This window comes from Lentzea sokolovensis (assembly GCF_033949975.1).
GTDB classification, from domain to species: domain Bacteria; phylum Actinomycetota; class Actinomycetes; order Mycobacteriales; family Pseudonocardiaceae; genus Lentzea; species Lentzea sokolovensis.
The window spans coordinates 284,020-300,979 of the sequence record NZ_JAXAVU010000009.1; the positions used below are offsets into that span (position 1 = coordinate 284,020).

17 protein-coding genes are annotated in these 16,960 nt (G+C 68.7%); 7 read left to right on the top strand and 10 right to left on the bottom strand.

Features of this window, described 5'->3' with window-relative positions; genetic code table 11:
* Positions 1 to 94 precede the first annotated feature (94 nt).
* Positions 95 to 2,182: a DUF2339 domain-containing protein gene (locus SK854_RS18730; protein ID WP_319976381.1), complete on the bottom strand. Its 2,088-nt coding sequence runs from the start codon at positions 2,180 to 2,182 to the stop codon at positions 95 to 97.
* Between the two features lie 112 nt (positions 2,183 to 2,294).
* Here SK854_RS18730 and SK854_RS18735 point away from each other — a divergent pair, with 112 nt between their 5' ends.
* Genes SK854_RS18735 through SK854_RS18755 form a run of 5 tightly spaced genes read left to right on the top strand, consistent with a single transcriptional unit; the run spans position 2,295 to position 7,377 of the window.
* The gene (locus SK854_RS18735; RefSeq protein ID WP_319976940.1) at positions 2,295 to 3,260 is read left to right on the top strand and encodes a LacI family DNA-binding transcriptional regulator; all 966 of its coding nucleotides are present in this window, start codon (positions 2,295 to 2,297) and stop codon (positions 3,258 to 3,260) included.
* A complete protein-coding gene (locus SK854_RS18740; protein WP_319976382.1) occupies positions 3,257 to 4,666 on the top strand; it encodes a sugar ABC transporter ATP-binding protein in 1,410 nt (469 codons plus the stop codon). The genes SK854_RS18735 and SK854_RS18740 overlap by 4 nt, the downstream gene beginning before the upstream one ends.
* Positions 4,663 to 5,568, top strand: coding sequence for an ABC transporter permease (locus SK854_RS18745; protein WP_319976383.1), 906 nt, complete (start codon positions 4,663 to 4,665; stop codon positions 5,566 to 5,568). Before SK854_RS18740 ends, SK854_RS18745 begins: the two co-directional genes overlap by 4 nt.
* 28 nt (positions 5,569 to 5,596) lie before the next feature.
* Positions 5,597 to 6,517: a substrate-binding domain-containing protein gene (locus SK854_RS18750; RefSeq protein WP_319976384.1), complete on the top strand. Its 921-nt coding sequence runs from the start codon at positions 5,597 to 5,599 to the stop codon at positions 6,515 to 6,517.
* Positions 6,514 to 7,377 carry a ribokinase gene (locus SK854_RS18755; protein ID WP_319976385.1) on the top strand — a complete coding sequence of 288 codons (864 nt, stop codon included), beginning with the start codon at positions 6,514 to 6,516 and terminating at the stop codon, positions 7,375 to 7,377. The genes SK854_RS18750 and SK854_RS18755 overlap by 4 nt, the downstream gene beginning before the upstream one ends.
* Here the strand turns inward: SK854_RS18755 and SK854_RS18760 are convergent.
* Positions 7,374 to 8,414 carry a right-handed parallel beta-helix repeat-containing protein gene (locus SK854_RS18760; RefSeq protein WP_319976386.1) on the bottom strand — a complete coding sequence of 347 codons (1,041 nt, stop codon included), beginning with the start codon at positions 8,412 to 8,414 and terminating at the stop codon, positions 7,374 to 7,376. The genes SK854_RS18755 and SK854_RS18760 overlap by 4 nt on opposite strands.
* 158 nt (positions 8,415 to 8,572) lie before the next feature.
* On the opposite strand from SK854_RS18760, the gene ptsP reads away from it, so the two are divergent.
* Positions 8,573 to 10,204: a phosphoenolpyruvate--protein phosphotransferase gene (ptsP, locus tag SK854_RS18765; RefSeq protein WP_319976387.1), complete on the top strand. Its 1,632-nt coding sequence runs from the start codon at positions 8,573 to 8,575 to the stop codon at positions 10,202 to 10,204.
* Here the strand turns inward: ptsP and SK854_RS18770 are convergent.
* Positions 10,201 to 10,605, bottom strand: coding sequence for a Rid family hydrolase (locus SK854_RS18770; RefSeq protein WP_319976388.1), 405 nt, complete (start codon positions 10,603 to 10,605; stop codon positions 10,201 to 10,203). The genes ptsP and SK854_RS18770 overlap by 4 nt on opposite strands.
* 74 nt (positions 10,606 to 10,679) lie before the next feature.
* Here SK854_RS18770 and SK854_RS18775 point away from each other — a divergent pair, with 74 nt between their 5' ends.
* Complete coding sequence (locus SK854_RS18775; RefSeq protein ID WP_319976389.1) at positions 10,680 to 11,129, top strand: MarR family winged helix-turn-helix transcriptional regulator; 450 nt, start codon at positions 10,680 to 10,682, stop codon at positions 11,127 to 11,129.
* A 172-nt stretch (positions 11,130 to 11,301) separates the two neighbouring features.
* On the opposite strand, the gene SK854_RS18780 is transcribed toward SK854_RS18775, so the two are convergent.
* The 7 genes from SK854_RS18780 to tdh form a co-directional block, all read right to left on the bottom strand.
* Positions 11,302 to 12,141 carry a LysR family transcriptional regulator gene (locus tag SK854_RS18780; RefSeq protein ID WP_319976390.1) on the bottom strand — a complete coding sequence of 280 codons (840 nt, stop codon included), beginning with the start codon at positions 12,139 to 12,141 and terminating at the stop codon, positions 11,302 to 11,304.
* Positions 12,138 to 13,151, bottom strand: coding sequence for a hypothetical protein (locus SK854_RS18785; RefSeq protein WP_319976391.1), 1,014 nt, complete (start codon positions 13,149 to 13,151; stop codon positions 12,138 to 12,140). Before SK854_RS18785 ends, SK854_RS18780 begins: the two co-directional genes overlap by 4 nt.
* Positions 13,136 to 13,609: an RNA polymerase sigma factor gene (locus SK854_RS18790; protein WP_319976392.1), complete on the bottom strand. Its 474-nt coding sequence runs from the start codon at positions 13,607 to 13,609 to the stop codon at positions 13,136 to 13,138. Before SK854_RS18790 ends, SK854_RS18785 begins: the two co-directional genes overlap by 16 nt.
* A 29-nt stretch (positions 13,610 to 13,638) precedes the next feature.
* Positions 13,639 to 13,806, bottom strand: coding sequence for a DUF397 domain-containing protein (locus SK854_RS18795; protein ID WP_319976393.1), 168 nt, complete (start codon positions 13,804 to 13,806; stop codon positions 13,639 to 13,641).
* 13 nt (positions 13,807 to 13,819) lie between these two features.
* Positions 13,820 to 14,614, bottom strand: coding sequence for a helix-turn-helix domain-containing protein (locus tag SK854_RS18800; protein WP_319976394.1), 795 nt, complete (start codon positions 14,612 to 14,614; stop codon positions 13,820 to 13,822).
* 121 nt (positions 14,615 to 14,735) lie between these two features.
* A complete protein-coding gene (locus SK854_RS18805) occupies positions 14,736 to 15,914 on the bottom strand; it encodes a glycine C-acetyltransferase (protein ID WP_319976395.1) in 1,179 nt (392 codons plus the stop codon).
* Positions 15,914 to 16,945 carry an L-threonine 3-dehydrogenase gene (tdh, locus tag SK854_RS18810; RefSeq protein WP_319976396.1) on the bottom strand — a complete coding sequence of 344 codons (1,032 nt, stop codon included), beginning with the start codon at positions 16,943 to 16,945 and terminating at the stop codon, positions 15,914 to 15,916. The genes SK854_RS18805 and tdh overlap by 1 nt, the downstream gene beginning before the upstream one ends.
* Between the last annotated feature and the right edge of the window lie 15 nt (positions 16,946 to 16,960).

A 16,960-nucleotide genomic window follows, 5' to 3' on the forward strand; every position in this document is an offset into this window, starting at 1 on the left:
TTCGATCTACTTCCGTCACTCTGTCGAGGGAAATCTTTGCCTGGATGTAGTACGACCGTCGCCCGCGACGGCGGCGCGGGCGACGGTCGCACACTCAGTAAGAGGGCGGAGCCACCGGTTTGGATTCATACGACTCGGGATTCCTCGCCGATGTCACCAGTTTGGCGTAACGGGCGCCCGCGGTGAGCAGGACCAGACCGGCGCCGAGGAACGCCAGCACGCGGGCGATGCCGTCGAGCGCGGAGAGGTCGAAGAGCACCAGCTTCACGACCGCGGCACCGACCAGGATCAGGCCGGAGATCCGCAACGCCTTGTTGTTGATCCCCTTGACCAGCAGGAACAACGCGGCGATCGTCCACGACACGGTGACCACCGAGTGTCCGAAGAGGAACCCGGTCTCGGTCGGCGACACGAGCAGCGCCGCGCACAGCACCGCACCCGCCGCGCCGTAGAGCAGCACGAGCCCGGAGACGATCCACGTGAACGGGTACTTGGCCGGCTCGCGCAGCACCTGCATCTTCAACGCGGCCCACGGCAGAACGGCCGCGAGCACGGCCAGCATGACCGCCGTGACCAGCCCGGCCGCGTAGTCGCCGGCCTCGACGGTGCTGAAGAAGCGCGGTTCCTGCACCAGCCACGTGATCGGCACGGCCAGCCCGATCGTCATGAAGAACCCCAGCAGGCCGAACGCCACGGCCCCGACCAGCGCGCTCTTCTTGTTCAGCCGCGCCGCGAGCACCGCCAGCAGCACCGCCTCAGCCAGCACGATCGCCGTGCGGACGTTGCCGTCGAGCGCGATCAGCGTGGTCTGGCACAACGCGAGCATGCCCGCCGCACCAGCCGCCGTCGTGAACCCGCGCGGCAGGTCGGGGACCATCCAGATCGCCAGCAGCACGGCGGCGACCACTCCGGCGAGGATCGAGTTGGCCGGGTCTTTCAGCAACGTCGTCGCGAACAGGGCCGGCAACGCCGAACCGGCGATCAACGCGACCGCGACGATGTCGTCCGGACGCTTGCGGATCGTCAGGAACGCGACCGCGATGCCGACGACGGTCGTGGCCGCCGCGACGCCGACCACGGTCCACTCGTAGGAGCGCGGGATGGCGTTCGCGGTGGTGAGCAGCGAGGCGAGGATCGCGGGGAAGCCACCGGCGATCGCGAGGCCCGGCCAGTTGCGCTTGATCTGGACCGGCGTGCTGGCCATCTTCAGCACCAGCAGGAAGCCGACGAGCAGGACCGTGAAGCCCTCGGTGATGATCGGCGAGCACAGGGCACAGGCTGCGACGACGGTGACCGCGAGCGCTTGCGAGTCCCACTTCAGCGCGAGCACGACACCGGCTGCCGCGACGGTGAGCCCGACGACCAGGCCAACGCCTTCCGGCAGGTAGCCGTAGAGGCTCGTCGCGGCGATCACGTCCAGGTAGAGACCGGCGAAACCGGTGAAGGCCAGCGCCATCGCGCCGGTGCGACCGGCGGGGTTGCGGTGCAGCCACATGCCGATGCCGACCATCGCACCGCTGAACACCGCACCGCCGATGACGCGCGGCATCGGGCCGAGCCAGCCGCGCTGCACGGCGAGGACCAGCAGCAACACGAAGCCGAGCACGGTGATCGCGCCACCGACCCAGGCCAGCAGCTTCGCGCCGGCGCCGTCCTTGCCGAGCTTCTCGAACAGGGTCTCGCGCGGCGCCTGCGGCTGCTGTGGCCACGGCTGCTGTTGCTGCGGGTGGGGCCACTGCGCCTGGGGAGGCGGTGGGAACTGGCGGCCGGGAGGCGGCTGCTGGCCGGGGAACTGCTGGCCGGGGGGCATCTGGGTCGAGGCGGCGGCGTGCTGCGACCACGGGTTCGGCTGCTGCGGCACGCCCACGGGCGGCGACGGCACACCGGTCGGCTGCTGCGGCGCACCCACGGGCGACTGCTGCGGCGCAGGCCCGGGGCCTTGCTGCGGCGCACTCGCGGGCGGCTGCTGCTGCGGCACTCCGGCGGGCGGCGTCGGGACGGTCGTGGCCGGCGGCTGCGGCACTTCACCAGGCCGCGCCACCTCCGGTGCCTCCATCACCGCGGTCGCGGTGGAGGCGGAGCGCTCACGCATCTCCGAGCTGATCGTCGTCAGCCGCTGCCCGATGGCCGCGAGCTCCAGCGCAAGGCGCTGCTCGTCTCCGAGGCGATCCTGTCCGTCCATGTGATCAGAGTGAGGCAGAGCACGCCCAGTGACATCCGTACACCTACTCATCCACTGGTCTCAGCTTGACTACATACATGTGTAATCGATTAACTACGGCCTCGTGACGACCATGAAGGACGTCGCGCTGCACGCAGGCGTCTCCACGGCCACCGTGTCGCGCGTGCTCAACGGCCATGCCGCGCCGACGCCCGAGACCCGTGAGCGCGTGCTCGCCGCGATCGACGAGCTCGGCTACCGGCCCAACGCCCTGGCGCGATCCCTCAGGACCACCAGCACCCAGACCCTCGGTCTGGTCATCAGCGATCTGCTGAACCCGTTCTTCGCCGAGATCGCGCGAGCGGTCGAGGACGAAGCCCGGTCACACGGCTACTGCGTCGTGATCGGGAACGCCGACGAGAGCGCCGAGCAGGAAGCGACCTACGTGCGCACCCTGCTCGACCGCCGGGTGGACGGCCTCCTGCTGTGCCCCGCGACCGACGACCCGAGTCTGGTTCGCGAAGTGAGCGCAGGCGGCGTACCGCTAGTTCTGCTCGACCGGACGGTCAGGGGCGCCACATGCCCCGTCGTCCGCGCTGACGGCAGTGAGGCATTGACCGCGCTCGCCCGGCGGCTCGTCGGCGCCGGCCACACCCGCATCGGAGTGATCGCGGGTCCGCCGAACACCTCCACTGGAAGAGAACGAACAGACGTGCTCACGGGGTCGCTCGGCGGCCTCGCGCAGGTCGTGCACGGCGACTTCCGGCAGGAGAGCGGCAGTCAGGCCGCGGCCAGGCTGATCGACGACGGCGCCACCGCGCTCGTCGCGATGGACAACCTGATGGGCCTCGGCGCGCTGGGCGAGGTCAGGGCACGCGGCCTGCAGATCCCGCACGACATCGCGCTCGCGGTGTTCGACGACCAGCCGTGGTTCCCGCTGCTCGACCCACCGATCACGGTCATCGCGCAGCCGACCGTCGAGATGGGTCGCGCCGCCGCACGAAGCCTGCTCGCCCTGATCAACGGCCAGCAGCCCGACGACATCCGTCTCACCGCGAAGCTCGTGCTGCGCGGCTCGCTCGGGGAGGCCGAGCTGTGAACACCCTGATCACCGCCCGCGGCATCACCAAGCACTTCGGCGCCACCAAAGCGTTGGACGGCGTCGACCTCGACATCAACGCGGGCGAGGTCCACGTCCTGCTCGGCGAGAACGGCGCGGGAAAGTCCACGCTGGTCAAGGTCCTCGCGGGCATCCACGCCCACGACGCCGGCACGATCGAGGGCCACGCCAGCCTCGCCGTCATCCACCAGGAACTGGCGCTGGTCCCCGAACTCAGCGTCGCCGAGAACCTGTTCCTCAACCGGCTCCCCCGGAAGTACGGCTTCGTCGACCGCGCCGAGATGCGCCGCAGGGCCCCGAGGCTGCTGGAACGGGTCGGGCTGAACGTCGACCCGAACGCCAAGGTCAAAGACCTCGGCATCGCCCAGCAGCAGATGATCGAGATCGCCCGCGCGCTCGACAAGAACGCCGGCGTGCTGATCCTGGACGAGCCGACCGCGGTCCTCACCGAGACCGAGACCGACCGCCTGCTGCAGATCATGACTCAGCTGCGCGACAACGGCGTCGGCCTCGTCTTCATCACCCACCACCTGGACGAGATCCAGCGCGTCGCCGACCGCATCACGATCCTGCGCGACGGCCGCTCGGTCGGCGTCCTGGGTCCGAAGGCCACCACCCGGCACATGATCGAGCTGATGGTCGGCCGCCCGATCGACGAGCAGTACCCCAGGGCGCAACAACGTCCGGGCCAGCCCTTGCTGAGCATCCAGGGCCTGACCAAGCGCGGCGTCTTCGAGAACATCAGCATCGAGGTCCACGCGGGCGAGGTCGTCGGCATCGCGGGCCTGGTCGGCGCGGGACGAACGGAAGTCGCGCGCGCCGCGTTCGGTGTCGACGGCTACGACCGCGGCACGGTCGCGGTCGACGGGAAACCGTTGCCCCGCCACGACGTCCAGGCCGCCATCAAGGCAGGTCTCGGCCTGGTCCCCGAAGACCGCAAGGGTCAGGGCCTGGTTCTCACCGCCACGGTCGGCCAGAACCTCGAACTCGTGACCCTCGACAACCGCGACGAGAAACGCCTGCACGACATCGCGGGCAAGCTCCGGATCAAGGGCCGCGTCGAGCAGCCGGTGAAGGAACTCTCCGGCGGCAACCAGCAGAAGGTCGTCATCGGCAAGTGGCTGCTGGCCGACCCGAAGGTGCTGATCCTCGACGAACCGACCAGGGGCGTCGACGTCGGCGCCAAGGTCGAGATCTACGAGCTGATCAATCGCATGACCGCGCAGGGCCGGGCCGTGCTGCTCGTGTCCAGCGACCTGCCCGAGGTGATCGGGATGAGCGACCGCGTCGTCGTGATGGCCCATGGCCGGGTGGCCGGTGAGCTGCCCAAGGGCGCGACTCAAGACCAGGTGATGGCACTCGCCGTGCAGGAGATTTCGGCATGACCACGATCAGCATTCGCAAGTACGCAAGCGAGAACGGCGCCCTCGCGGGGCTCGTCATCCTCGCCCTGGCCATCGCGATCATGCAGCCGGCGTTCCTCAACGCGCAGAACCTGCTCAACGTCGGCGTGCAGGCCGCGGTCATCGCGATCATGGCCTTCGGCATGACGTTCGTGGTGGTGGCGGGCGGTATCGACCTCTCGGTCGGCAGCATCGCCGCGCTGGCCGCGATGGTCGGCGCCCTCACCGCCGGGCCGATCGGACTGGTCGTCGGCGCGCTCTGCGGCCTCGTCAACGGCGCACTCATCAGCTACGGCAAGCTGCCGCCGTTCATCGCGACGCTCGCCATGCTCAGCGTCGCCCGCGGTCTCACGCTGGTGTTCTCCGAAGGCCAGCCGCACGAGACCGACGCGCTGGTCACGTTCCTCGGTTCGAACCTCGCGCCGATGCTGCCGCTGCCGCTGCTGCTGATGCTGGCGTTCTTCGGCATCACCGGCCTGATCCTCACGCGCACCAACCTCGGCCGTCGCATGTACGCGATCGGCGGCAACGAGGAGGCCGCGAAGCTCAGCGGCATCGACGTGCGCAGGCAGAAGCTCTGGATCTACGCACTCTCCGGCCTGTTCGCCGCCGCCGCGGGCCTCGTGCTCGCGGGACGGCTCGGGTCCGCCGGTCCGCAGGCAGCGGCCGGCTACGAGCTCGACGCCATCGCCGCTGTCGTCATCGGTGGTGCGTCGTTGTCCGGTGGCGTTGGCCGCGCCACCGGGACGTTGGTCGGCGCACTTGTGCTCGCCGTCCTGCGCAACGGCCTCAACCTGCTGCAAGTGCCGCCGTTCTGGCAGCAGGTCGTCATCGGCGCGGTGATCGCTCTCGCCGCGCTGCTCGACTCACTTCGCCGTCGCTGAAAACCCGCAACAGGTAAGGAAGACACCAATGAAGGTGACCCGACGGATCGCGTTGACGCTCGGTGCCGCAGCTCTTGTGGCGACCGGGTGCAGCGGAACTGGGGCGTCCGGAGGAAGCGACATCACCATCGGCCTCGCCGTGTCCACTTTGAACAACCCGTTCTTCGTGGAACTGCAGCAGGGCGCGCAGGAGATGGCGGACCAGCTCGGCGCCAAGCTGACCGTGGTCGACGCGCAGAACGACGCGACGAACCAGATCAACCAGGTGCAGACGCTGGTGACGCAGGGCGTCAAGGCGATCCTGCTGAACCCGGTCGACTCCAAGCAGTCCGCGCCCGCCGCCAAGGCCGCCGAGATGGCGAACATCCCGCTGATCTCGGTCGACCGCGCCGTCGAGGGCGGCAAGGTCGCCGCCGAGGTCGCCTCGAACAACGTGTCGGGCGGCAGCCTCGCGGCCATCGAACTGGGCCGCGCCGCCTCCGGCGAGGTCGCGCACCTCAAGGGCATTCCAGGCGCGTCGGCGTCGCGTGACCGCGGTCAGGGCTTCGAACAGGGCCTGAACAGCGGCAACATCAAGGTCGCCGCCACCGCCGTGGCCGACTTCGACCGCGCCAAGGGCCTCAACGAGACCACGAACCTGTTGCAGGGCCACCCCGGCCTCAAGGGCATCTTCGCCGAGAACGACGAGATGGCGCTCGGTGCGATCAAGGCTCTCGGTGCCCGTGCCGGCAAGGACGTCATGGTCGTCGGCTTCGACGGCACGCCGGACGGCCTGAAGGCGATCCAGGACGGCACGCTCACCGCGACCATCGCGCAGCAGCCGAAGCTGCTGGGCTCCAAGGCCGTCGAGCAGGCCGTGCACGCCGCCAAGGGCGAGCCGGTTCAGCAGGTCGTGGACGTCGAGGTCAAGGTCATCAACGCGAAGAACGTGGCAGAGTTCATCAAGTGACGAACGCTCTGCTTGTTCTCGGGTCCGCCAACGCCGACCTCGTGGTCGAGGTCGGCAGGCGGCCCGCCGGCGGTGAGACCGTGCTCGGCGGCGACACCGTCGTGCTGCCCGGCGGCAAGGGCGCGAACACCGCCGTCGCCGCTGCTCGCGTCGGTGCTTCGGTCGCGTTGATCGGCGCCGTCGGTGGCGACGGGTACGGCTCGCTGCTGCGGGAGTCGCTGGAGTCGTCCGGCGTCGACACCGCTCTGGTGAAGACTTCCGCGCGCCCCACCGGGATCGCCTACATCACCGTGACGCCGGACGGCGAGAACTCCATCGTCGTCTCACCCGGCGCCAACGCCGACGTGTCACTGTCCGATGTGGACGGTGTGTCGTTCGACGGCGCTCAGGTGCTGACCTGCTCGCTGGAAGTGCCGCTGGAGACGGTGATCCACGCGATCGGCGTCGCGTCGCAGGCCGGCGTCCGGACGGTGCTCAACCTGTCGCCGGTCGCCGAGCTGCCCGCGGAGACGCTGAAGCAGCTCACAGTGCTGATCGTGAACGAGCACGAGGCCGCGCAACTGGCTTCGGACTGGCGTGACCTGCTCAAGCTCGGCCCGACGTCGGCGATCGTCACGCTCGGCTCGCGTGGTGCCGCTGTGGTGGCCCGGACGGGAGTCGTCGAGGTGCCGTCGATCGAGGTCGACGAGGTGGTCGACACGACCGGCGCCGGTGACGCGTTCGCCGGAGCACTGTCCGCCCGGCTGGCCGAGGGCGACAACCTCGTCCAGGCCACCGAGTACGCGGTGAAGGTGGCCGCGCTGTCCGTCACGAAGGCGGGCGCGCAACCGTCCTACCCGACCGCCGCCGAGGTCTACTAGGTCCGCACCGCCGCACGATCGTCGAACAGGTCCTCGCTCGGCACCAGGTACTTCTCGACGTCCGGTGCCCTGTCCGGCAACGGGTCCGCGGGCATCTCCGGCTGCAGCGGCGGCGCGGCGACCTGGTTGAACGGGATTCCGCGCGGCGCCTTGGACTTCTTCTGCGGCACGTCGTCGTAGCGCACGTCCTGGCCGTTGCCGACGATCACGTTGCTCTCCAGGCGGTCCTGGCTGGAGCTCGGCGCCAGCCCGACACCGGGGTTGGCGGTGATCAGGTTGTGGGACACCAGGTTCTTCGTGCTGGACAGGATCCTCATGCCGAGCCCGAACGCGCCGTCGGCCCGCGCGGGCGAGAGGGCCTCGTCGTTGTCGGAGACGAGGTTGCCGACGAGCGCGACGTCCTCCTGACGCTCGGCGGCCGAGGTCAGGCCGACGCGGTTGCCGCTGAACCTGTTGCCGAGCACGAACATCCGCCCGGACGCGTTCGTGCCCTCGTAGCCGACGGCGTTGCGCTCGGCGACGTTGCCGCGCACGACGACGTCGCACGGCTTGCACCGGCTGACGGAGAACCCGGAGTCCGCGCTGCCGCTCGCGTAGCTCTGCTCGATCACGCCGTTCTGGGAGGCGGACGCGTGGATGCCGTGCCGCGCGTTGTTGCTGGCCGTCACGTAGGAGACGCGGAAGCCGCGCTGCTCGGAGATCAGCACACCGTTGGCCGTGTGGTTGCGGACCGTCAGGTTCTGCACGGACACGTCCGGTGCGGCGACCTCGATCCCGTTCTCGCGCTTGACCTCGCCGTCGATGATCACGCTGCCGCGCCGGGCACCCCTGATCGTGAGGCCCTTGGTCCTGACCCGCACCGACTCCTCGTAGACGCCCGGCGACACGACGATGGTCGCGCCCTCCTGCGCCACGTCGACGGCGTCCTGGATGGTGCTCACTTGCGCCGGGACGTTGATCTCGGGGCCGAGGCCCGGTTGCGCCGACGTGCATCCGGCGACCAGGAGGATTGCGGCGAAGACGAGCGGAAGGCGCACAGCCGGGGACCGTACTGCTCCGAACGGCCTATTGTCACACCGCTGTCGGCTGTTCGTGTTAAGCCATGATGACGAACGGGCCACCGCTGCGCGTTCTGCCGCTCGATTGGCCAGACTGAGCTGTCCAGGGTTTCCCGTAGGAGGGTATGGTCTAGACCATGTCGAGCGCGCGGCTGAGCGGTGTCGGTGTGAGCAGCGGACGGGCAACCGGCCCCGTGGTGAGGGTCGCGGAGGCTCTCCCCGAACCCCCTGCGGGCCTGCGAACAGCGGATACGAAGATGGAAGCCTCCCTCATCCGTCCTGCGGCCGAGGTCGTGGTGCAGCGCCTGATGGAGCGCGCGAAAACGGTCGAGGGTGACGCCCGTGCCGTTCTGGAGACCACCGCGGCGATGGCGGGCGACCCTTCGCTCATCAAGGCCGCCGAGAAGCTCGTCGTCGACCAGTCGCTGACCGCCGCCCGTGCGGTGCACCAGGCCGCCGAGAAGTTCATCTCGGCACTGCAGGCCTCCGGTGGCTACATGGCCGAACGGGCCCGCGACGTCCAGGACGTCCGCGACCGCGTGGTGGCCGAGCTCCTCGGCCTGCCCGCACCCGGCGTTCCCGACCTGGCCTCGCCGTCCGTGCTGGTGGCGCGTGATCTGGCGCCCGCGGACACCGCCGGTCTCGACCCGTCGAAGGTCCTCGCCCTGGTCACGGAGGAGGGCGGTCCGACCTCTCACACCGCGATCCTCGCCCGCTCGCTGGGCATCCCGGCCGTCGTCGCGTGCCGCGGCATCCTGGCGTTCGAGGGCACCTCTCTCGACGTCGACGGTGACACCGGCCAGGTCCGCGAGTCGGACGGCAAGGTCCGCGCGGCCGGCACCAGCAAGAAGGCCGAGTGGAACGGCGTCGGTGTCCTCAAGGACGGCCACCGCGTGAAGGTCCTGGGCAACGTCGGCTCCCCCGCCGATGCTCAAGCCGCTGCTCAGGCGGGTGCGGAGGGTGTCGGCCTCTTCCGCACGGAGTTCTGCTTCCTGGACGCCGCAGAGGAACCGACCGTTGCTGAGCAGACTGCTGCTTACGAGGCTGTGCTGGCGCCGTTTGCGGGCAAACCCGTTGTGGTGCGCACCCTCGACGCGGGCGCGGACAAGCCGCTGGCGTTTCTGAACCCGGACCCCGAGCCCAACCCTGCCCTCGGTGTCCGCGGTCTGCGCGTCGCCTTCGACCGCCCCGAGATCCTCGACCGCCAGCTCGAAGCCATCGCCGCCGCGGCCAAGTCCTCCGGTGCCGACGTCTCGGTCATGGCCCCGATGGTCGCTACCGCCGCCGAAGCCGCCTGGTTCGTGGATCGCGCCCGCAAGGCGGGCATCCAGCGCGCCGGCGTGATGGTCGAGGTCCCGTCCGCTGCCCTGTCGGCGAAGGAGATCCTCCAGGTCGTCGACTTCATCTCCATCGGCACCAACGACCTGGCCCAGTACGTCTTCGCCGCCGACCGCCAGCTCGGTGGCGTCGCCGCGCTGAACGACCCGTGGCAGCCCGCGTTGCTGCGCCTGATCGCCCAGGTCGGCGATGCGGCGACCGCCACCGGCAAGCCCGTCGGCGTCTGCGGCGAGGCAGCGGCCGACCCGCTGCTCGCGTGCGTGCTGATCGGCCTGGGCATCACGTCGTTGTCGATGAACCACACGGCTCTCACGGGCGTCGGCGCGAAGCTCGCGACGACCAGTGTGGACATCTGCCAGCTCGCGGCACGTGGCGCGCTGGCGGCGGGCGACCCGGCTTCGGCGAAGCTGGCGGCTCGCGCCCCGCACTAACTGATCGCGGTCACGCGGATCTCGATGCGCATCTTCGGGTGACCGAGGGCGGTGACTCCGCTCTCGGTCCAGATGGGCGCGCGCTCGCCCATCCGCGTGCGGAACTGCTCGACCATCACGCGGTTGTGGTCGTCGAACGAGTCGTCGCCGAGCACGTGGTACGAGTTCACGTGCACGACGTCGGCCCAGGACGAGCCCGCCGTCGCGAGTGTGCGCTCGACGTTCTCGAACGCGCGCACGATCTCGTCCTCAAGTGACTCGGGGAACTCGAACTCGTCGCTCCAGCCGCCCTGACCTGAGATCTCGACCCGGTCGCCGATGCGCACGGCCTGGCTGTACCGCATGTTCTTGAGCTGCGTCTCGCCGTATCCAGGGGTGGCGAAGAACTCCGGCTTGCTCATGACTCGTCCCTTCGATGACTTCATGCTTGAAGTCAAACGTAGCATGACTTCAAGCATGAAGTACGCTGCGCGGAATGCAGTGGCTGAACGCCGAGGAGAAGGACGCCTGGACCGGCCTGGTCTCGATGTTGCTGTTGCTGCCGGGCCGGCTGGAGGCGCCGTTGCAGCAGGAGTCGGGGCTGAGCCTCTTCGACTACCTGGTGCTCAGCCACGTCTCGGAGGCACCGGACCGCCGGATCCGGATGAGCGAGCTGGCGCACCTCGCGAACGGGTCGCTGTCGCGGCTGTCCAACGTGGTCAAGCGCTTCGAGCAGCGTGGCTGGGTGGTGCGTGCTCCCGACCCCGACGACGGCCGCTACACCGTCGCCTCGCTCACCGACGAGGGCTTCGAGGTGGTCAAGGCTGCCGCGCCCACGCACCTGCGGGCGGTGCGCGAGTTCGTGCTCGACCCGCTCACCGCCGCTGATCGCCAGGCGCTGACCCGCATCGCGGCCAAGCTGCGCGTGACGATCCCGCCGCCCTAGGCGGGACCTCTGCACATCGGCAGCACGGCCGCACCGAGCGCGTCCCCGGTGAGGCTGCGCGCCACGGCAGTTCCGGCGCCGGAGCACCACAGCCGGCGAGCAGAAGCACGAGCATCGCCACCCGAAGAGTCATGTCCCGCAAGGTGGGCAGTCGAGGTGGGACAGGTCCCCGTCAGCGCTGGAGCTCGCCGAGGACCGCACTGATCAACGGGTGGTCCTCCGACCCTCGCCGCACCGCCGCCACCACCCGGCGCAACGGCGCCACCCCGGCGACAGGCACCCCGCGAACGGCGTTCCGCGGCGCCAGCGCCACCCCGGCTCCGGCATCGACGAGTGCCTGGATCGCGCGGAAGTCGTCAGACGTGTGCCGGATGCGCGGCGTGAACCCGGCCTGCGCGCACGCCATCTCCACCACGTCCCGCAGCGGGTTGCCCGGCAGCGTCACGACCCAGTCCTCGTCCGCCAGCTGCCGCAGCTCGACCGGTCCCCTCAGCGCATGCCCCGGTGGCAGCACGACGTCGAAAGGCTCGGTGTAGAGCGGAAACCGCGTGAGGCGGTCCGTCGCGCGGTGTTCCTCGGTGATCGCCACGTCGATCTCGCCGTCGAGCAGAAGCCGCACGCTCTCGTGCCCCTCGGCGTCGCGCACGGACAGTTCGATCGCCCGTTCCTTCAACGCCGCCAGTGCGGGCGCCACCACCTGCGTGATCGCCGACGCGAACGCCGCCACCGCCACCCGCCCCGCCGTACCGGAGGCGAGAGCGTCCAAAGTGGCCTGTGCGCGTTCCAGTTCCGCGGCGACGACGTGGGCGTGCGCGACGAGCAACGAACCGGCCGGAGTCAGCGAGACCCGCCTGCCCTTGCGCAGCAGCAACGGATGCCCTGCCTCGGACTCCAGCGCCGCGAGCTGCTGCGACACCGCTGACGGCGTGAGGTGCAGTGCGGCGGCTGCGGCCGTCACGGTGCCGTGGTCAGCGAGTGCGCGCAGCACGCGGAGCCGTCTTGGGTCGATCACCGCTCAATGATGGGGGATTCCACTTCGCCGTTCACGGGGACGTCCTGAGGCACGATCGGCTCGAAGGCCACCTCCTCCAGCAGGAGGTACTCCTCCTCCGAGATGGGCATTTGCGCGGGCAGGCCGAACTGGGACGTGGTGATCACGTCCCGCTTGCTGATCGGCAGGCCGGTCTCCTTGCTGATCACGAGCTGCGTCTCGACGTCGGAGAACTGGAACGTCGGCGGCGCGGCGATCGCCACACCGATTCCCGCGCGCTCGACGTGCACGGTCACGTCACCGAGGAACCGCGCCCCGTCGAGCGTCTTGATCAGCTCGAACGCCGCCCGCCGCTGGTCGGCGCGCACGTTCGAGCTGATCAGTTCCATCGCGAGCGACCCGATTCGGTAGGTGTCCTTCCCGACGATGGTCTCCAGCGCCTTCTTCAACTCCTGGGGGTCGGCGGGCAGCGACTCGAGCGAGTCGAAACGCGTCTGGCTGTGGAGGGACATCTGGAAACCGGAGACCGCGGTCTTCTGCACCGCCGGCTTCATCGGGCCGATGCGCACCGAGTGGGTCCCGCCGACCTGGGGCACCGTCTCCGGCTTGCCCGCTGCCTCCCACTCGAGGCCGCGGTCCAGCGAGAAGGGCGTCACGTCGCCCTCCTTCTGGATGACCGTGACCTGCTGGTTCGCGGCCAGCCACCGGTCGGTCTTGGAGTCGAGGTGTACGGCGTACGGGTCCGCCGGATCGCCAACGATCATGATCGACGACTGTCGCGTCAGCACGTGCCACCACTTCGGAGGCGCGGCGGGCTGCACGGGCTGTGGAGGCGCAGGCAACAACACGACCGCAAGCACGATCACCGCACCGATGACCACCAACGGCGCAAACCGCTTGAGGAACAGCTTCCGAGCAGGCCTCTCGCGTGGCAACAAGACGATCCGCGCGAGGTCGCGTTCCATCCGCGCGGAGTCGACCTCAGGCGTCGGAGGCTTGGCCTGGGCCAGGTCTTTCAGGATGTCTTCCACGACGCCCTCGCACTGTCGAATTTCGGAGTCCAGAGCGCAGCCTGCAAACGCCGCCGAGCCCGATGCAGCCGCACGAAGAACGTCGCCGTCGTGCACCCGAGCACCTGCGCGGCCTCGGCCGCCGCCAACCCGTGCCACGCGATGAGCGTCAGCACCTCCTGGTCGTTCTCGGACAGACTCGCGAGAGCCGCACGCAGCTCGATCACCGCGAAGTCGTCGTCGGCCGGGAAGTCGGTGAGCTCGTAGGTCGTCGTCTCGCGACGGGTCGCGCGCACCAGGTTGCGGGCGATGCCGAGCAGCCACGGCAGCGCGTTCGACGGCATCTGCGCCTGTCTGCGCCAGGCGATCGTGAAGGTCTCGCTGGTGACGTCCTCGGCGAGGCGGCTGCCCGCGTGGCTCGCCGCATAGGCGAGCACTCGCGGGTAGCACTCGCGGTAGACGATCGAGAATTCCTCCACGTGAGGAAGTGCGCTGACCGGGCCGATTCTTACCGGTGTGTGATGCGGGTCACATCGCGGAGGAACGCGGACCACGCCTCACCTGACACGGGGAGGTGCGTGGCCGGCGCCTTGCTGTCCCGGATGCCGACACCGTGCCCGATCTCAACGCAGTCACTGGAGTTCGGGCTGTAGGAGCTCTTGCGCCAGGTCGACATGCGGAACGTCTCCTCAGGTCAGGATGCCGGTGATCAGCTCCTTCGATTCTTCCGGATTCAGAGCTTGATCGTCGAGCCGCTTCACCACGGAGGCGTAGACGGCAAGTGAGACCGCGTCTTCGAGGAAGAGGCCGGAGTTCTCGCCTTCGAGGAAGACCACCGGCTCGAACTTCTCGTAGCCGAGCCGGATGAACGACCCGGAAACACCGGCGTGCGCGCCGATCGCGGCCGGCACGATTCGCAAGGTGATGTAAGACCGCTGCGCCATCCCCAAAAGGTGGATGTATTGATCTTTCATCACGTCCGGTCCGCCCACAGGGAGGCGAAGAGCGTATTCGTGGATGTAGAAGACGAACGTGCGGCTCCATTGAAAGAGCTTGTGCCGTTCGAGCTTCGCGGCGATGACTTCCTCGTAGTCGACCGCGTCGGGGTGAACCACTCCGTCGATGGCCGCACGCATGTAGTCAGTGGTCTGGAGGTGACCTGGGATGAGGAGCGACGACCAGACGGTGATCTCGTTGGCCAGGCGTTCCTGTTCAAGTAGCGCCGGTACCTGATCATCGGAGAACTTGAGGTACCCGCGCACCCGAGTCTCACGGAACAGGGCGAGCAGGTGCTGGATCACGTCCGGCTTGACGTGGCAGTAGCTGAGCAACTGCATCACTTCGACTTCGGTCACGCCGCCCTTGCCGCGGACCATGTCGGAGAGCTTGGCTTCGTCCCAGCCGAGTTCTTCGGCGAGCTTGCGGTGGGTGAGCCCGGTCTGCGCGATGACCTCGCGTACGGCGTCGCCGAACTCACGTCCCACCACACTGGAATTTCGTCGTGGCATGCCGACGAAACTAGAAGCAAGACCCGTACCGGCTCCAATGTTTCCTTCCGAATATCACCGAAGGAAGTAGTTTTTGGAGCCGGTACAAGTCCTACCTTCACATCTTTTCGCGTGCGGCGATAAAGGCGTCAACCGCGCGGTTAACGTCCTCGGTCGTGTGTGAAGCCGACATCTGCGTGCGGATGCGTGCCTTGCCGTGCGGCACGACCGGGTACGAGAAGCCGATGACGTAGACGCCCTGCTCAAGCAGTAGATCCGCGAGCTTGGCCGCCTCGGCAGCGTCGCCGATCATCACCGGGATGATCGGGTGCTCGCCGGGCAGCAGGTCGAAGCCCGCCTCGGTCATCCGCCGGCGGAAGAGCTCGGTGTTCGACCTCAGCTGGGTGAGCAGTTCCGTGGAACTGGACAGCATGTCCAGGGTGGCGATCGCGGCCGCGGTGATCGACGGTGCGAGGGAGTTCGAGAACAGGTACGGGCGCGAGCGCTGGCGCAGCAGTTCGACGATCTCCTTGCGGCCGGACGTGTAGCCGCCGGACGCTCCGCCCAGTGCCTTGCCGAGCGTTCCCGTGACGATGTCGACGCGGTCCTGCACGCCGAACAGCTCCGGGGTGCCGCGGCCGGTCGGGCCGGTGAAGCCGACGGCATGCGAGTCGTCGACCATGACCAGGGCGTTGTAGCGCTCGGCCAGGTCGCAGATCTCGTCCAAAGGCGCCAGGTAGCCGTCCATCGAGAAGACGCCGTCGGTCGCGATCAGGCGGTAGCGGGCGTCGGCGGAGTCCTTGAGCTGGCGCTCCAGGTCGTCCATGTCGCGGTTCTTGTAGCGGAAGCGCTTGGCCTTCGACAGCCGCACGCCGTCGATGATCGACGCGTGGTTCAGCTCGTCGGAGATGATCGCGTCCTCGGCGCCGAGCAGCGTCTCGAACAGGCCGCCGTTCGCGTCGAAGCACGAGCTGTAGAGGATCGTGTCCTCCGTGCCGAGGAACTCGCTGAGCTTGCGCTCCAGTTCCTTGTGCGGCTCCTGGGTGCCGCAGATGAACCGGACCGAGGCCATGCCGAAGCCCCAGTCGTCCAAGCCCTTCTTGGCGGCCTCGATGAGCTGCGGGTGGTCGGCGAGACCGAGGTAGTTGTTGGCGCAGAAGTTCAGGACCTCGTCACCCTTGCCGACCCGGACGGCGGCGTTCTGCGGGGTGCCGATCACGCGTTCCGACTTGTAGAGCCCGGCCTCCCTGATCTCCTCGATCGTCTTGAGGAGGTCGTTCTTCAGCTCGCCGTACATCAGGCTCCCGTCCAGTCGAGGATGACCTTGCCGCACTTGCCTTCGCGCGCGGTGGCGAACGCCTCCGCGTGCTGCGTGTGGTCGTACCGGTGCGTGATGACCGGCGCGAGGTCGAGGCCGCGCTGCAGCAGCACGGTCATCGAGTACCAGGTCTCGAACATCTCGCGGCCGTAGATCCCCTTGATGTGCAGCATCTTCAGCACGACGCTGCTCCAGTCGACGGAGAACTCGTCCGCGGGCAGCCCGAGCATCGCGATGCGGCCGCCGTGCGCCATGTTCGCGATCATGTCCCGCATCGCCACCGGCTTGCCGGACATCTCCATGCCGACGTCGAAGCCCTCTGCCATGCCGAGTTCGGCCTGGGCGTCCGCGATCGACTTCTCGGCGACGTTCACCGCGAGGTCGACGCCGACCTTGCGGGCCAGATCGAGCCTGTGCTCGGAGATGTCGGTGATCACGACGTTGCGCGCGCCCGCGTGCTTGGCGACGGCGGCGGCCATGATGCCGATCGGCCCGGCGCCCGTGATGATCACGTCCTCGCCGATGACCGGGAAGCTCAGCGCGGTGTGCACGGCGTTGCCGAACGGGTCGAAGATCGCGGCCACGTCCAGGTCGACCTGCGTGCGGTGCACCCACGCGTTCTGCTCGGGCAGCACGACGTACTGCGCGAACGCGCCGTTGGAGTGCACGCCCAGACCGCGCGTGTTCGCGCAGAGGTGGCGGCGGCCGGCCTTGCAGTTGCGGCAGGTCCCGCAGACGAGGTGGCCCTCGCCGCTGACCAGGTCGCCGACCTTGACGCCGGTGACGCTGTTGCCGATCTCGACGACCTCGCCGACGAACTCGTGCCCGAGGACCAGTGGCGCCTTGATGTTCTGCGCCGCCCAGTCGTCCCACGAGTCGATGTGCAGATCGGTGCCGCAGATGCCGGTGCGCAACACCCTGACCAGCACGTCCGTCGGACCCGGTGTCGGGTCGGGGACGTCGGTCAGTTCGAGTCCAGGCCCAGCGGCGACCTTGACGAGAGCCTTCATGCGGGAAGTTTCACC

Bases quoted from the DNA above. Each gene is read 5' to 3' on its own strand.
- ptsP (WP_319976387.1), top strand. From the start codon at position 8,573: ATGTCGAGCGCGCGGCTGAGCGGTGTCGGTGTGAGCAGCGGACGGGCA.
- SK854_RS18730 (WP_319976381.1), bottom strand. From the start codon at position 2,182: ATGGACGGACAGGATCGCCTCGGAGACGAGCAGCGCCTTGCGCTGGAG.
- SK854_RS18745 (WP_319976383.1), top strand. From the start codon at position 4,663: ATGACCACGATCAGCATTCGCAAGTACGCAAGCGAGAACGGCGCCCTC.
- SK854_RS18770 (WP_319976388.1), bottom strand. From the start codon at position 10,605: ATGAGCAAGCCGGAGTTCTTCGCCACCCCTGGATACGGCGAGACGCAG.
- SK854_RS18775 (WP_319976389.1), top strand. From the start codon at position 10,680: ATGCAGTGGCTGAACGCCGAGGAGAAGGACGCCTGGACCGGCCTGGTC.
- SK854_RS18805 (WP_319976395.1), bottom strand. From the start codon at position 15,914: ATGTACGGCGAGCTGAAGAACGACCTCCTCAAGACGATCGAGGAGATC.
- SK854_RS18750 (WP_319976384.1), top strand. From the start codon at position 5,597: ATGAAGGTGACCCGACGGATCGCGTTGACGCTCGGTGCCGCAGCTCTT.
- SK854_RS18735 (WP_319976940.1), top strand. From the start codon at position 2,295: ATGAAGGACGTCGCGCTGCACGCAGGCGTCTCCACGGCCACCGTGTCG.
- tdh (WP_319976396.1), bottom strand. From the start codon at position 16,945: ATGAAGGCTCTCGTCAAGGTCGCCGCTGGGCCTGGACTCGAACTGACC.
- SK854_RS18795 (WP_319976393.1), bottom strand. From the start codon at position 13,806: ATGTCGACCTGGCGCAAGAGCTCCTACAGCCCGAACTCCAGTGACTGC.